The 14,314-nt window shown below is 69.4% G+C and carries 15 protein-coding genes and 1 tRNA gene; 4 read left to right on the plus strand and 12 right to left on the minus strand.

The annotated features are described in order from the left end of the window. Positions 1 to 64 precede the first annotated feature (64 nt). From QTI33_RS11570 to QTI33_RS11585, 4 genes are read right to left on the minus strand one after another with little or no spacing between them, the layout of a single operon-like run. Positions 65 to 898: an ATP-binding cassette domain-containing protein gene (locus QTI33_RS11570; RefSeq protein WP_286506076.1), complete on the minus strand. Its 834-nt coding sequence runs from the start codon at positions 896 to 898 to the stop codon at positions 65 to 67. After that, positions 895 to 1,884, minus strand: a complete 990-nt coding sequence (locus QTI33_RS11575) for an ABC transporter ATP-binding protein (protein WP_286506077.1) — start codon at positions 1,882 to 1,884, stop codon at positions 895 to 897. Before QTI33_RS11575 ends, QTI33_RS11570 begins: the two co-directional genes overlap by 4 nt. Before the next feature lie 8 nt (positions 1,885 to 1,892). Continuing rightward, positions 1,893 to 2,774 carry an ABC transporter permease gene (locus QTI33_RS11580; protein WP_286506078.1) on the minus strand — a complete coding sequence of 294 codons (882 nt, stop codon included), beginning with the start codon at positions 2,772 to 2,774 and terminating at the stop codon, positions 1,893 to 1,895. After that, positions 2,771 to 3,721 carry an ABC transporter permease gene (locus QTI33_RS11585; RefSeq protein WP_286506080.1) on the minus strand — a complete coding sequence of 317 codons (951 nt, stop codon included), beginning with the start codon at positions 3,719 to 3,721 and terminating at the stop codon, positions 2,771 to 2,773. Before QTI33_RS11585 ends, QTI33_RS11580 begins: the two co-directional genes overlap by 4 nt. Positions 3,722 to 3,785: 64 nt before the next feature. Between QTI33_RS11585 and QTI33_RS11590 the strand changes: the two genes are divergently transcribed. After that, a complete protein-coding gene (locus QTI33_RS11590) occupies positions 3,786 to 4,079 on the plus strand; it encodes a YfhL family 4Fe-4S dicluster ferredoxin (RefSeq protein ID WP_286506081.1) in 294 nt (97 codons plus the stop codon). On the opposite strand, the gene QTI33_RS11595 is transcribed toward QTI33_RS11590, so the two are convergent. From QTI33_RS11595 to QTI33_RS11630, 8 genes are all read right to left on the minus strand, one after another. Then, the gene (locus tag QTI33_RS11595; RefSeq protein WP_286506082.1) at positions 4,076 to 4,513 is read right to left on the minus strand and encodes a hypothetical protein; all 438 of its coding nucleotides are present in this window, start codon (positions 4,511 to 4,513) and stop codon (positions 4,076 to 4,078) included. The two genes, QTI33_RS11590 and QTI33_RS11595, sit on opposite strands and share 4 nt — an antisense overlap. A gap of 33 nt (positions 4,514 to 4,546) precedes the next feature. After that, positions 4,547 to 5,179 (minus strand): aminoacyl-tRNA hydrolase, encoded by a 633-nt coding sequence (gene pth / locus QTI33_RS11600; protein ID WP_286506083.1) that lies wholly within the window; start codon positions 5,177 to 5,179, stop codon positions 4,547 to 4,549. Positions 5,180 to 5,260: 81 nt separating this feature from the next. After that, positions 5,261 to 5,920 (minus strand): 50S ribosomal protein L25/general stress protein Ctc, encoded by a 660-nt coding sequence (locus tag QTI33_RS11605; RefSeq protein ID WP_286506084.1) that lies wholly within the window; start codon positions 5,918 to 5,920, stop codon positions 5,261 to 5,263. Between the two features lie 85 nt (positions 5,921 to 6,005). Beyond that, positions 6,006 to 6,980, minus strand: a complete 975-nt coding sequence (locus QTI33_RS11610) for a ribose-phosphate pyrophosphokinase (RefSeq protein ID WP_286506086.1) — start codon at positions 6,978 to 6,980, stop codon at positions 6,006 to 6,008. 65 nt (positions 6,981 to 7,045) lie between these two features. Next, positions 7,046 to 7,122, minus strand: a tRNA-Gln gene (locus tag QTI33_RS11615). A gap of 72 nt (positions 7,123 to 7,194) precedes the next feature. Beyond that, complete coding sequence (gene ispE / locus QTI33_RS11620) at positions 7,195 to 8,061, minus strand: 4-(cytidine 5'-diphospho)-2-C-methyl-D-erythritol kinase (RefSeq protein WP_286506087.1); 867 nt, start codon at positions 8,059 to 8,061, stop codon at positions 7,195 to 7,197. After that, the gene (locus tag QTI33_RS11625; RefSeq protein ID WP_286506088.1) at positions 8,058 to 8,552 is read right to left on the minus strand and encodes a lipoprotein insertase outer membrane protein LolB; all 495 of its coding nucleotides are present in this window, start codon (positions 8,550 to 8,552) and stop codon (positions 8,058 to 8,060) included. The genes ispE and QTI33_RS11625 overlap by 4 nt, the downstream gene beginning before the upstream one ends. Beyond that, positions 8,549 to 10,339, minus strand: coding sequence for a tetratricopeptide repeat protein (locus QTI33_RS11630; protein WP_286506089.1), 1,791 nt, complete (start codon positions 10,337 to 10,339; stop codon positions 8,549 to 8,551). The genes QTI33_RS11625 and QTI33_RS11630 overlap by 4 nt, the downstream gene beginning before the upstream one ends. 83 nt (positions 10,340 to 10,422) lie before the next feature. Between QTI33_RS11630 and mutM the strand changes: the two genes are divergently transcribed. From mutM to mutY, 3 genes are all read left to right on the plus strand, one after another. Further along, complete coding sequence (mutM, locus tag QTI33_RS11635; protein ID WP_286506090.1) at positions 10,423 to 11,238, plus strand: bifunctional DNA-formamidopyrimidine glycosylase/DNA-(apurinic or apyrimidinic site) lyase; 816 nt, start codon at positions 10,423 to 10,425, stop codon at positions 11,236 to 11,238. Between the two features lie 72 nt (positions 11,239 to 11,310). Continuing rightward, complete coding sequence (locus QTI33_RS11640) at positions 11,311 to 13,269, plus strand: dynamin family protein (RefSeq protein ID WP_286506091.1); 1,959 nt, start codon at positions 11,311 to 11,313, stop codon at positions 13,267 to 13,269. Further along, a complete protein-coding gene (mutY, locus tag QTI33_RS11645; RefSeq protein WP_286506092.1) occupies positions 13,259 to 14,314 on the plus strand; it encodes an A/G-specific adenine glycosylase in 1,056 nt (351 codons plus the stop codon). The genes QTI33_RS11640 and mutY overlap by 11 nt, the downstream gene beginning before the upstream one ends.

Raw genomic sequence — 14,314 nt, forward strand, 5'->3', positions numbered from 1 at the left:
AAAGGCGGATGGGAAATACAGTGTTACATCATCGCGAAGCAGCGCCCGCGGGGCAAGCATTTGCTCATGCAGACGCCAGCGGTTCGGCGCGCGGCACGGCGTCCAGCAGCGCGCGGGTGTAGGGATGCTGCGCATGTGCGAAGAGCTGCTGCGGCGTCCCGCGCTCGACCACGATGCCACGGTGCAGCACGCAGACCTCGTCGCACAGGTGGTTGACCACCGCCAGGTCGTGGCTGATCAGCAGGTAGCTGATGCCGAACTGCTGCTGCAGGTCCTGCATCAGGTTGAGCACCTGGGCCTGCACCGAGACGTCGAGCGCGCTCACCGGCTCGTCGGCCACGATCAGCTTCGGCCGCGTGATCAGGGCCCGCGCGATGGCGATGCGCTGGCGCTGGCCGCCCGAGAATTCATGCGGATACTTGTGCAGGTCGGTGCTGCGCAGGCCGACGGCGGCCAGCGATTCGCCGGCCCGCTCGCGCTGCTCGGCCCGGCTGGTCTCGGCCAGCGCCTCGAGCGGCTCGGCGACGATCCGCGCGACCGTCTGGCGCGGATCGAGCGAGCCGTAGGGGTCCTGGAACACCATCTGCAGATCGCGCCGCGCGGCGCGCAGTTGATCCTTGGGCAGGGCGTGCAGGTCGCGTCCGAGCAGCTTCACGCTGCCCGAGCTCGGCCGGTCGAGCGCCATCACGAGCCGCGCGATGGTCGACTTGCCCGAGCCGGATTCACCGACGATGCCCAGGCTCTGGCCGGGCCGGACGCTGAAGCTCACGCCGTTGAGCGCCTGGACGCTGGGCGCCGGGCCGAACAGCCGCTCGCGCGGCAGGGTGTAGTGGCGCACGAGGTCCGTGACTTCGAGCAGCGCCGCCGAATCCGGATCGGGGTCGAAGCGGGCGGTCACGCGGCCAACCCTTCTTGCGTGGCGATCTCGTCGAGCCGGATGCAGCGCACCCGGTGGTCGTGCGGCAGCGGGACCGCCGGCGGGCGCGTCGCCTCGCAGGCGTCGACCGTGTAGCGGCAGCGGCCCGCGAACGGACAGCCCGGCGGCAGGTCGACCAGTTCCGGCACGCTGCCGCGGATGGTCGCGAGCCGGAGGCCGCGCGGCGCGCCGAGCGCCGGGCGGGCCGCGAACAGGCCTTGGGTGTAGGGATGCGCGCGCTCGGCGAAGACGGCGGCGGTCGGCCCGCTCTCGACCACGCTGCCGCCGTACATCACGAGCATCTTCGAGACGCTCTCGGCGATCACGCCGAGGTCGTGCGAGATCAGGATCAGGGCCATCCCGCGTTCCGCGACCAGGCCGCGGATCAGCTCGAGGATCTGCTTCTGGATCGTGACGTCGAGCGCGGTGGTCGGCTCGTCGGCGATCAGCAGGTCGGGCCCGCAGGCCAGCGCCATCGCGATGCCGATGCGCTGGCGCTGGCCGCCCGAGAACTGGTGCGGATAGGCGTCGAGGCGCGAGGCCGCATCGGGAATGCCGACCCGCTCGAGCAGCGCCAGCGCCTCCTTGCGCGCCTCGGCGGACGACAGCCCGCGGTGCAGCCGCAGCGGCTCGCCGACCTGGCGGGCGATCGTGTGGACGGGGTTCAGCGCCGTCATGGGCTCCTGGAAGATCATGCCGATGCGGTCGCCGCGCAGCTTGCACATCTCGCGCTCGGGCAGGCCGACCAGTTCGGTGCCGTCGAAGCGGATGCTGCCGCTGACCTTGGCGCTGGCCGGCAGCAGGCCCATGAGCGATTGCACCGTGATCGACTTGCCGCAGCCGGATTCGCCGACGATGCCCAGCGTCTCGCCGCGCTCCAGCGTGAAGCCGATGCCGCGCACGGCTTCGGCCGGGCCGCGCTGCGTCTGCAGTTGCACATGAAGGTCGTTGACTTCGAGAAGAGGCATGGGGAGCTTCAGCGGGCGCGGGCCAGGCGGGGGTCGAGCAGGTCCCGCAGGCCGTCGCCCAGCAGGTTGAGGCCCAGCACCGCCAGCGCGATCGCCATGCCGGGGAAGACAGCCAGCAGGGGGGCTTGGAACATCATGGTCTGGGCTTCGCTCAGCATGCGGCCCCACGACGGCTGCGGTGGCTGCGTGCCCAGGCCGAGATAGGACAGCGCCGCCTCGGCCAGGATCGCGACCGCGAAGCGGATCGTGATCTGCACGATCAGCACCGCCGAGATGTTGGGCAGCACGTGCTGCATCGTGATGGCGAACGCGCCCTTGCCGCAGGCGCGCGCGGCCGCCACGTACTCGCGCGACCAGATCGCGTTGGCCGAGGCCCGCGTGATGCGGGCGAAGGTCGGGATGTTGTAGATGCCGATGGCGACGATCGCGTTGACGATGCCGGCGCCGAACACCGCCGTCATCATGATCGCCGACAGGATCGCCGGGAAGGCCATCGTGAAGTCGGTCAGGCGCATGATCGCTTCCTCGACCCAGCCGCGGCGGGCGGCCGCGAGCAGGCCGAGCGCGGTGCCCACCGTGAGGCCGATGCCGACCGCGATCACGCCGACCAGGATCGAGGCGCGCGCGCCCACCAGCAGCAGCGAGGCGACGTCGCGGCCGAAGGTGTCGGTGCCGAGCCAGTGCGCCCAACTCGGCTTCTGCAGCTTGCTCGCGAGGTCCAACTCGTAGGGCGACCAGGGGGTCCAGACCAGCGACACGGCGGCCGCTGCGACCAGCAGCAGGCTCAGGACGGCGCCGATCGTGAAGCTGCGGTGCCGCAGCGCCCGGCCCCAGAAGCCGGGCACCTTGAAGGCGGCCGCGCTGGGCACCGCCGTGGGTACTGCGCTCATATGTCGGAAGCCTTGATGCGCGGGTCGATCACGGCATACAGCACGTCGACCACGAAGTTGACGATGACCACCATCGCGGCCAGCAGCATCACGCAGTTGCGCACCACGATCAGGTCGCGGTTGCTGATGGCCTGGAAGATCAGCCGGCCGAGCCCCGGCAGGTAGAACACGTTCTCGACCACGATGGTGCCGGCCAGCAGTTCCGAGAACTGCATGCCCATCACCGTGACCACCGGGATCATCGCGTTGCGCAGCACGTGGCTCCACAGCACCGCGCGCTGCGACACGCCCTTGGCGCGCGCGGTGCGCACGAAGTCCTCGCGCATCACCTCGAGCACCGCCGAGCGCGTGATGCGCGCCAGGATCGCGGCCTGCACCACGGCCAGCGACAGCGCCGGCAGCAGCAGCGCCTTGAGCCCCGGCAGGATGCCTTCGCCCCAGCCCTCGAAGCCGCCGGCCGAGAACCACTGCAACTGCACCGAGAAGACCAGGATCAGCAGGATCGCGAACCAGAAGTTGGGGATCGCGATGCCGACCTGCGTGAGGCCCATGAGGCCGACGTCGCCGAGCTTGTTGTGGCGCGCCGCTGCCGTCACGCCGACCGCCAGCGCCAGCACGGTCGTGAAGGCCATCGCCAGCAGCGCCAGCGGCACGGTCAGCGCGAGCCGTTCGAGGATCAGGTCGAGGACCGGCGAGCTGTAGGCATAGCTGTCGCCGAGCTCGCCGGTGAGGAGGCCGCCGATCCAGTGCCAGTAGCGCGTCCAGGCCGGTTGGTCGAGCTCGAGCTTGGCGGCCAGTGCGGCCACCGCCTCGGGCGCGGCGTCCGGGCCCATGAGCATCTGGGCGGCGTTGCCGGGCAGGATCTCGAGCACCAGGAAGACGATGACCGAGGCGCCGATCAAGGTGGCGATCAGGGTCAGGAAACGCTTGAACAGGAACAGACTCATAGGGCGGGGCGCAGCATAACCCGACACGCAACGTCCGTGCCCGGGAGCATCGATAATCGAGCCCATGGCCTTGATGATCACCGACGAATGCATCAACTGCGACGTCTGCGAGCCGGAGTGCCCCAACGACGCGATCTACATGGGCGAGGAGATCTACGAGATCGACCCGCACAAGTGCACCGAATGCGTGGGCCACTTCGACGAACCGCAGTGCGTGCAGGTGTGCCCGGTCGCCTGCATCCCGACGAATCCCGCGCATGTCGAGACGCGCGAGACGCTGTGGCAGAAGTTCGAGCGGCTGGCGGCCGAGAAGGCGGCCAAGGCTGCGGCGCAGCCCGGGCCGGTCCCGGTGCCCTAGTCGTTCGCGACGCGCTTCTTCTTCGGCGCTGCCGAAGGGTCGCGCGGACTCAGGTACTGCGGGTCTTTCCTCGGCTTGCCCTTCTTCATCGAGCTCTCGCGGTGTTCCGGCGCGGCCGCCCGGGCCCGGGGCGCGTTGTCGATCAGGGTCGCCTGCCCGGGGCCCTGCGCGGCTTCGAGCCGCAGGCGCTCGCGCTCCATGCGCTGCGCCTCGGCACGGGCTTGGCGCGTCGCCTGGTCGGCCTCGCGTTGGCGGTCCGCGCCCGGCGCCTCGTCGAGCGGCAGGGTCTGGCCGTCATGGCAGGGCCGGTCGGTATAGGTGTTGCCGCAGCGCCAGATGCCGCTGGCGCTCTGTGCCGTGGCGGCCCAGTGCAGACAGGCGCCGGCCAGCAGCAGGCTGCTGCGGTTGGCGATTCGTGCATGTGACAGTCTCATTTTTCTTCACTCCCTTCTTCTCGCTTCCTTCCGCTAGCCCGCGGCGGGTGCACCCCCGTCGCCGGGCTCGCGCCGCGGTGGTTTGGGGCGCGGCGGCTTGCTCGTGTGGATGAGCAGGGTCGCCTTGTCCATCTCGCCGGCCACCAGGGCCGGGAAGGCGTGCAGCGAGCGCACGATCGCGTCATCGATCGCCTCGCGCTGTTCCTTGAGCGGCTTCTTGAGCACCCAGCTCACGACCTCGGACTTGACGCCCGGATGGCCGATGCCGAGCCGCAGGCGCCAGTAGTCGCCGGTGCCGAGCTGCGCATGGATGTCGCGCAGCCCGTTGTGGCCGGCGTGGCTGCCTCCGAACTTGAGCTTGGCCTGTCCCGGCACCACGTCGAGTTCGTCGTGCGCGACCAGGATCTCGTTCGGCTCGATCTTGAAGAAGCGCGCCAGCGCGGCCGTCGACTTGCCCGAGAGGTTCATGAAGGTCTGCGGCTCGAGCAGCCAGAGCGGCTTGCCGCCGACCTGGGTGCGCGCCACCAACCCGTGGTAGCTGCGCTCGGGCGCGAGCGTGAGCTTCAGGTCGCGGGCCAGCGCATCGATCCACCAGAAGCCCGCGTTGTGGCGCGTGGCCTCGTATTCAGGGCCCGGATTTCCGAGGCCTACAAACAGCTTGATCATGGGAAGGGATTGTGACGTGGGCCCGCCAAATGCAAACGGCCCGCACTGGGCGGGCCGTCGAGTCGCGATGGCGGAAAAGAATTACTTCTTCTTCGCGGGTGCCTTGGCATCGGCCTTGGCGGCCGGTGCAGCAGCGCCTTCGGCGGCAGCGCCTTCGGTGCCGGCAGCCGGCTCTTCGGCGACCAGCGGCGGCACGGCCGAGACCACGACCGGGTTGACCTTGCCGTGGCTCACGAACTTCACGCCCTTGGGCAGCTTGATGTCGTTGACGTGCACGGTGGCGTTCTTGGTCAGGCCCGACAGGTCGACTTCGATGAACTCGGGCAGGTCGGCCGGCAGGCAGCTGACTTCGAGTTCGGTCATCACGTGGTTCACGAGGTTGTGGTCGAGCTTGACGGCCACGGACTCTTCCTCACCCTTGAAGTGCAGCGGCACCTTGACCGTCATGCGGGTGCGGGCGTCGACGCGCTGGAAGTCGACGTGCTGCACGAGCTGGCGGAAGGGGTGGTATTGCACGTCGCGCAGCAGCACCTTGGTGGCGGCGCCGGCGATTTCCATCTCGAGGATCGACGAGTGGAAGGCTTCCTTCTTGAGGGCGTGCCACAGCGCGTTGTGATCGATCTCGATCAGTTGGGGCTGGGCCTCGCCACCGTAGACGATACCGGGGGTCTTGCCCGTGATGCGGAGACGGCGGCTCGCACCCGTGCCCTGCTTGGCGCGCTCAAAAGCGACGAATTTCATGGATAACTCCTGTGGAAGCCGACCGCGACCAGTGCGGCTCCGGTTTTCAAAATGGGCTTCCGCTGCGGGAAGCCCGGCTCAAGTCTCAGAACAGGTTTTCCTGGTCCGAGAACAAACTCATTACCGACTCGCCCTTGGCGATGCGCTGGATCGTCTCGGCGATCAGCGGCGCCACGGACAGTTGGCGGATCTTGGTGCAGCCGACGGCGGCGTCGGACAGCGGGATCGTGTTGGTCACGACCACTTCGTCGAGCGCCGAGCCCTGGGCGATGCGCTCGATGGCGGGGCCCGAGAAGATCGGGTGCGTGCAATACGCATAGACCTTCTTGGCGCCGCGTTCCTTCAGGACTTCGGCCGCCTTCACCAGCGTGCCGGCGGTGTCGATCATGTCGTCCATGATCACGCAGTTGCGGCCGTCGATCTCGCCGATCACGTGCATGACTTCGCTCACGTTGGCGCGCGGGCGGCGCTTGTCGATGATCGCGAGGTCGCAGTTGAGCTGCTTGGCCAGCGCCCGGGCGCGCACCACGCCGCCGACGTCGGGCGAGACCACGATCAGGTCTTCGTAGTTCTTCTGGCGCAGGTCGCCCAGCAACACCGGCGAGGCATAGATGTTGTCGACCGGGATGTCGAAGAAACCCTGGATCTGGTCGGCGTGCAGGTCCATGGTGAGCACGCGGGCCACGCCCACGGTCTCGAGCAGGTTGGCCACCACCTTGGCCGAGATCGGCACCCGGCTGGAACGCGGACGGCGATCCTGGCGCGCATAGCCGAAGTAGGGGATCACGGCACTGATGCGCTCGGCCGATGCGCGCTTGAGCGCGTCGACCATGATGAGCAGTTCCATCAGGTTTTCGTTGGTCGGGGCACAGGTCGACTGGACCACGAACACGTCGCGGGCACGCACGTTCTGGTTGATCTCGACGGTAACTTCACCGTCGGAGAAGCGGCCGACGCGCGCGGCACCCAGCGAAGTGCCCAGGTTGTGCGAGATCTCGGCGGCAAGGCCCGGATTGGCGTTGCCGGTGAAAACCATGAAATCAGGGTGTTGAGCCTGCATGAGTGCGTCCCGGCAATGCGAAATGGCTCTTTCGAGAGAGCCGCCAAAATTCTCGTGAGTGAATTTGGCAGGGGAGAAAGGATTCGAACCTTTGCATGCTGGAATCAAAATCCAGTGCCTTAACCAGCTTGGCGACTCCCCTACACGGGTCGACGACCAATGTCGTCAACCGATATATGTCGCATCAGATCACGTGAGCGACCTGATTATCTTCTCAGACCGCCCAACCCACGAGGGGATGAACGGCCAGATTGCTGCATTTGCGAACCTGCCAGCCCTCGGGGGCCTCGGCGAGTTCCGCGTCCTGCGGCATTGCTGCAAACACCGAGCTTCCCGAACCGGTCATCCGGGCCTCGAGTCCTTGGTGGCCGAGCCATTCGATGGCGTCGGTGACCGCGGGACAAAGCCGCTGGGCAACTGGCTGCAGGTCGTTCCTGCCAAAGCCCCATCGTTTTTCGATTTGACCCTGACGCGATTCGCTATGTGCAGCAAAGCCCGAGATTATAGCAGTAGGAGTTGCGCGTTGCAGATCTTCAGCTGAAAAAATCTCTCGGGTATCGAGTCCCTCGGGTGGTTTCACGACCGCGAAGCAGCCCGGCGCGAGCTCGACGGGCGTGATTATCTCCCCGATTCCCTCGACCCAGGCGTTGCGTCCGCGCAGGAAGAAAGGAACGTCGGCGCCCAGCGCGAGGCCGAGCCGTTCGAGCGTCGCGAGCGGCAGGTTCAGCCCCCAGAGGCGATTCAGGGCCAGCAGGCAGGTGGCCGCATCGGAGGAGCCGCCGCCCATGCCAGCCTGCGCCGGCACCTGCTTGGCGACCCCGATATGGGCCCCCAGCGGCGTCCGCGCCTCGGCTTGCAAGGCCCTGGCCGCGCGCACGACCAGGTCGTCGGCCGGCAGCGGCGTGGTCAGGTCTTCGCGGCTGATCGCGCCATCGGCGCGGCGCTCGACATGCAGCGTGTCGCACCAGTCGATCAGCATGAAGACCGACTGCAGCAGGTGGTAGCCGTCGGCGCGCCGGCCCGTGATGTGCAGAAAAAGGTTGAGCTTGGCCGGCGCCGGCAGGTCGTAGAGCGCCTTCATGCGCGTTCGAAGACGATCCGCAGGTCGGCCCGGGGCGCCGGCGATTCGCGCGTGGCCTGCAGCCGGCCCGCCGCCACTTGCGACAGGTCGGGCCGCCAGCCGGGCACCGCCTCGTCGCGGCCGGCCAGCCAGGCGAACAGGGCGCCGACCGGGATCGCGGCGCCGGTGGCGGCCTCGATCAGCGCATCGACCGAGTCGTAGCGACGGGTCTCGCTGCCGTTCCTGAGCACGGCCTCGCCGGGCGCCCAGTGGAGCTGGGCCAGCGTGCTCCCGATCGGGCTGGTGAGGATCAGGTCGCCGGCCCGCGGCGCGCCGCGCAGTTCGAACAGGGCCGCGAAGCTCTGGCTGGCGTCGCCCTCGAGGCGCAGCGACAGGCGCCCGCTCCAGGCCTCGGTGGGGGCGCCGGGTCCGAGTGCGCCGCCCGGACTCGCGCAGCCCGTCAGCACCAGCAGGGCAGCGCCGCCGGCCAGCAGCCAGCCGCGCCGGTTCAAAGCTTCACGTGCAGGCGCTTGAGCGTTTCCTGCAGCGTCTCGTTGTCGGCATCCGCGAGCGACGCTTCCTTCCAGATGCTCACCGCGCGGTCGCGCTGGCCGGCGGCCCACAGCACCTCGCCCAGGTGGGCGCCGATCTCCGGGTCGGGCCGGCGCTTGTAGGCGTCTTCGAGGATGCGCAGCGCCTCCGTCGTGTTGCCGAGCCGGTATTCGACCCAGCCCAGGCTGTCGGCGATGAACGGGTCTTCGGGTGCCAGCTGCACGGCCTTCTGGATCAGCGTGCGCGCCTCCTCGAGCCGCACCTTGCGATCGGCCAGCGAATAGCCGAGCGCGTTGTAGGCGTTCTGGTTGTCCGGCTTGAGCTCGATCACGCGGCGCAGCAGGCGCTCCATGTCGTCGAGGCGGTTGAGCTTCTCGGCCACCATGGCCTGGTCGTAGATCAGGTCGACGTCGGTGGGTGCCGCGGCGCTGGCCTGGGCCAGCATGTCGAAGGCGGCCTGGTACTGCTTGGCGTCGCGCAGCAGCTGCACTTCGGTGAGGAACTTCTGCTTCTTTTCGTCGGCGGTGCGCTCGGGCAGGCTGCGCACCAGCTCGCGGGCCTGCGGCAGCTTGCCCTGGCGGGCCAGCAGCGCGGCGCGGCGCGCCTGGGCCCCGACCAGGTCGTCGGTGCTGTCGATGCGGGCCAGCCAGCCGTCGGCCGCGGCGAAATCCTTGCGTCGCTCCGCCAGCTGCGCCATCAGCAGGTAGGCCTGGGTCAGGCCGCGCTCGCGCCCCTCGGGGTCGCGAATGCCGGGCGCGAGCGAGATGAAGCGGTTGAGCGAGGTTTCGGCCGCCTTGTCCTGGCGCCCCTGGGTCTGCAGGCTGCCGAGCAGCAGCCAGGGTTCGGGCAGCTCCGGGCGGGCGGCGGTGAGGGCGGCGAGTTCGGCCGAGGCCTCGGCGTAGCGGCGGCCCTCGACCAGTGCGCGGGCATAGCCCACGCGCATTTCGGGCAGGACCTTGGGGCCGGCGAGGTAGCGCTTGACGATCGGCTCGGCCAGCGGCTGGCCCGGATCCATGATCTCGAGCGCCAGCATGGCCGGGCCTTCGGAGGAGGGGTCCAACTGCTGGCCCTTGATGGCGGCATCGAGCGCGCCGGAGCTGTCGCCGGCGGCCAGCCGCAGCCGGCCGACGGTGGCCCAGGCGGCGCCCGCGGTCGCGGGGTTGGCCAGTTCGTCGACCAGGGCCTGTTCGACCACCGAGGCGGCGAGCTTCTTGTCGGTGGCGCGCGCGTAGTTGCGCGCGATCACGGCCATCAGGAACGGGCGCTCGATCTGCGGCGTGGCGGCGATCTCGGCGCGCAGCGGCTCGACCGTCTCGGCGATGCGGTTCAGGGCGATCAGGATCTGCAGCTCGAAGCGGCGCGCCTCGCGCGATTCGGGCATGCTGTCCTTCCAGGCGCGGGCGGCTTCGAGGGCCGAGTCGCCGGAACGCGACTGCAGCGCGATCTCGACCGCGCGCTGGAACAGCTTGCCGTCGCGGGCGCGGCGGGCGGCGTCGAGCACCAGGCCGTAGGCGGCGCCGGGGTCGGAGCGGGCGCTGAGCTCGCCCAGCAGCACTTCGTAGAACAGGTCGGCGGTCATCGCCGAGGGCTGGGCCGGCCCGCCGGCCTTGGTGGATTCCGGCGTGGCCGCAGGCTGTGCCGGATCGACGAGGGGGGCGGGGGGCTGGGGCTGGCCTTGCGCCGCAAGCGCGATCAGGGCCAGGAAAGCGGCCGCCGCAAGGCGGGATCGGCGGAGCGAGAAGGTCATCGCAGTCATAATAATCCAAGGCTTTTGCGCCATGGCACGTGGGGTCTCAACGCCGGCGTGTTTTCGTGTCAGCCTGCTCATCCATGCCAGAACTCCCCGAAGTCGAAGTCACCCGCCGCGGATTCGCGGATCGCATCCTGGGCGCCCGCGTCGAGGCGGTGCGCATCGGCAAGCCGCTGCGCTGGGCGTTGGCGGTCGAGCCCGGCGACCTGGTGGGGCGCAGCGTGCTCGGCGTGCGCCGGCGCGGCAAGTACCTCCTGGTCGACCTCGATGCCGGCCTGCTGCTGATGCACCTGGGCATGTCGGGCAGCCTGCGCTTCGACACCGCCTTGCCGGCGCCCGGCACGCACGACCACTTCGACCTCGTCACCAGCCGCGGCACGCTGCGGCTCAACGACCCGCGCCGCTTCGGCGCCGTGGTCTACGTCGAGGGCGAGGCATCGCCGCTGGCGCGCAAGCTGCTCGGCGGGCTGGGCATGGAGCCGCTCGGCGACGGCTTCGACTTCGAGGCCTTCCATGCCGGCCTGCGGCGCCGCCGCGCGCCGATCAAGCAGGTGCTGCTGGCCGGCGACGTGGTGGTGGGCGTGGGCAACATCTACGCCTCGGAAGCCCTCTTCCTGGCCGGCATCCGGCCGACATTGTCGGCCGCGCGCATCAGCCGGCCGAGGGCGCTGCGCCTGCATGCGGCGGTGCGCGACATCCTGGCGCGGGCGGTCGAGCGCGGCGGCAGCACGCTGCGCGATTTCTCCAACGTCGACGGCCAGAGCGGCTATTTCCAGCTCGAGGCCACGGTTTACGGCCGCAAGGGCGAGCCCTGTCGGGTCTGCGCGACACCGGTGCGGATGATGCGGCAGGGCCAGCGGGCCACGTATTTCTGCCCGGTGTGCCAAAAGCACTGAATCCCAACGGCGAATGACGCAGTACGCAGCCTCCGATGCTATATTTTGTAAGTCCCCCTTACAAATCCTGCTTTGACCGATTCCTTCAATCAGCAATTCGACAAGCACGGCGCTTGGCGGCGCAATTTCGCGCACCGCCTCAAGTGGTTGTCCCGCTGGCTGAGTGAAAACGACCTGCTCAACCAGAGCGTTGCCGAGCGGCTGCGCGACCTGGAGTCGCAGTTGCGCACCAGCAAGGTCATGGTGGCTTTCGTGGCCGAGTTCTCGCGCGGCAAGTCCGAGCTGATCAACGCCATCTTCTTCGCCGGCTACGGGCGCCGGATCATGCCGGCCAGCGCCGGCCGCACGACCATGTGCCCGACCGAGCTGGGCTATGACCCGGCGCTGCAGCCGAGCCTGCGCCTGCTGCCGATCGAGACCCGGCTCGAAGCCCATTCGCTCGCCCACTGGCGCGACGAGCCCGAGCGCTGGACCGAGATCGCGATCGACGTCGAGAACGCCGAACAGCTGTCGCAGGCGATGGGCAAGGTCGCCGAGGTGCGCTGGGTGCCGCTGGAGGAAGCGCGCGCGCTCGGCTTCTGGAGCGACGACGTCCCCGACGACAACCCGGTGCCCGATGCCGATGGCCGGGTCGAGATCCCGCGCTGGCGCCATGCGGTGCTGAACATGCCGCACCCGCTGCTGGAGCAGGGGCTGGTGATCCTCGACACGCCCGGCCTGAACGCGATCGGCGCCGAGCCGGAGCTGACGGTGAGCCTGATTCCGCAGGCCCATGCGGTGGTCTTCATCCTCGGTGCCGACACCGGCGTGACCCGCTCCGACCTGGCCATCTGGCGCCAGCACCTGGTCACCGAGGGCGACCTGAGCGAGACCCGCATCGTGGTGCTGAACAAGATCGACACGATGTGGGACATCCTGAGCACGCCGGCCCAGATCGATGCCCAGATCCAGCGCCAGCGCAAGGGCGCGGCCGAGCTGCTGGGCGTGCCGCTGCCGCAGGTGCTGCCGGTGTCGGCGCAGAAGGGGCTGCAGGCCAAGATCCGCCGCGACGTGCCGCTGCTGCAGGCGAGCCGGCTGCCGGCGCTGGAGGCGGTGCTCGGCGAAGGCCTGCTCGGCAAGCGCGAGACCATGCTGCGGCTGGCCGTCGACGCCGGCATCGTCGCGCTCAGGACCGAGGCGGCGCGCATCCTCAACGTGCGCCAGCGCGACCTGTCCGAGCAGGCGCTGGAGTTGCAGGGCCTGCGCGGCAAGAACGGCTCGGTGATCCGCCACATGCGCACCCGCATCGAGGCCGAGCAGACCGAGTTCGAAGGCAGCAACGCCCGCATCCTCGCGCTGCGCTCGGTGCAGGGCAAGCTGCTGCGCGAGGTCTACGCGGTGCTCGGCAGCACCGCGCTCAAGGCCGACATGGGCCGCCTGTCGGCGGCGCTGAAGCGGCGCGGCATCAAGTTCAGCGTGCGCAAGGTCTATGGCGAGACTTTCGAATCGCTGCGCAACAACCTGCGCGAGGTGCAGGCGACCAGCGCCGAGATCCAGTCGATGCTGCACGCCACCTTCCGCCAGCTCAACGCCGAACACGGCTTCACGCTGCAGGCGCCGCCCGAGCCCGACCTGTCGGGCTTCGAGCAGCAGCTCGACCAGATCGAGCGCAGCCACATTCACTACCTGGGCGTGGGCAACATGCTCAAGCTGGCGCAGCCCGATTTCTGCGACAAGCTGGTGCGCGCGCTGGCAAGCCGGCTGCGGGTGGTCAACGAGGCGGCCATGACCGAGGTCGAGCGCTGGAGCAAGGGCGCCGGCGCCCAGCTCGACGCCCAGCTCAAGGAACGGCGGCGCAATTTCACCAAGCGCATCGAGGCCGTGGAGCGCATCCAGGGCGCCGCGGGCAACCTCGACGAGCGCCTGGCCGAGCTGTCGGCGCAGGAAGCCAACCTGGGCGAGCTGCACCGTCGGCTGGCCGAACTCACCACCTTGCTCGCGAGCAACGAAGCGCCGCACGCCCCCGCGGCGCGGACCGAACTTGTCGCCTGAAAGTCCGGGCGGACGCGTCGCGGGCTTTGCCGAGCGGATCGTCGCCTGGCAGGCCAGCCACGGCCGCAGCGAGCTGCCGTGGCAGAACACCCAGGATCCCTATCGCGTCTGGCTGTCCGAGGTGATGCTGCAGCAGACCCAGGTGAGCACCGTGCTCGGCTACTTCGCGCGCTTTCTCGAGCGCTTTCCGAACGTGGCGGCGCTCGCCGCGGGCACCGAGGACGAGGTGTTCGGGCTCTGGAGCGGACTCGGCTACTACAGCCGCGCGCGCAACATGCACCGCTGCGCGCAGGAGGTGGTGGCGCGCTTCGGCGGCGAATTCCCGCGCAGCGCGGCCGAGTTGCAGAGCCTGCCCGGCATCGGCCGCTCGACCGCGGCGGCGGTCGCGGCCTTCTGCTTCGGCGAGCGGGTGGCGATCCTGGACGGCAACGTCAAGCGGGTGCTCACGCGGCTGCTGGCCTTCGACGGCGACCTGTCGTCCGCCGCCCAGGAGCGGCTGTTGTGGAACGAGGCTACCGGGCTGCTGCCGCCGGCCGAGGATCCGCAGGCCATCGCCCGCTACACCCAGGGCCTGATGGACCTGGGCGCCACCGTCTGCCTGCCGCGCAAGCCCAGCTGCATGATTTGCCCGGTCGGCGACCTGTGCGCGGCGCGCAAGCAGGGTGCGCCCGAGAGTTACCCGGTCAAGACCCGCAAGCTGCGGCGCAGCGCGCAGTCGCTCTGGATGCTGCTGGCGCGCGACGCGCAAGGGCGGGTGTGGCTGGAAAAGCGGCCCGCGCGCGGGATCTGGGCCGGCCTCTACAGCCTGCCGGTGTTCGACAGCCGCGAGGCGCTGCTGCAGACCCTGGGCACCCGGGACCGTGCCGGCGCCCGCGACGAGCCCGCGTTCGTGCACGTGCTGACGCACAAGGACCTGCATCTGCATCCGGTCGCGGTCGAGAGCCGCGGCGCGCGGCCACTGGCCGAGACGGGCGACTGGTTCGCGGGCGCCGAGTGGCACGGCCTGGGACTGCCGGCGCCGGTGCGCAAGCTGCTGGGCGGCTGA

The organism is Variovorax davisae, from assembly GCF_030316845.1.
GTDB classification, from domain to species: Bacteria; Pseudomonadota; Gammaproteobacteria; order Burkholderiales; family Burkholderiaceae_C; genus Variovorax; species Variovorax davisae.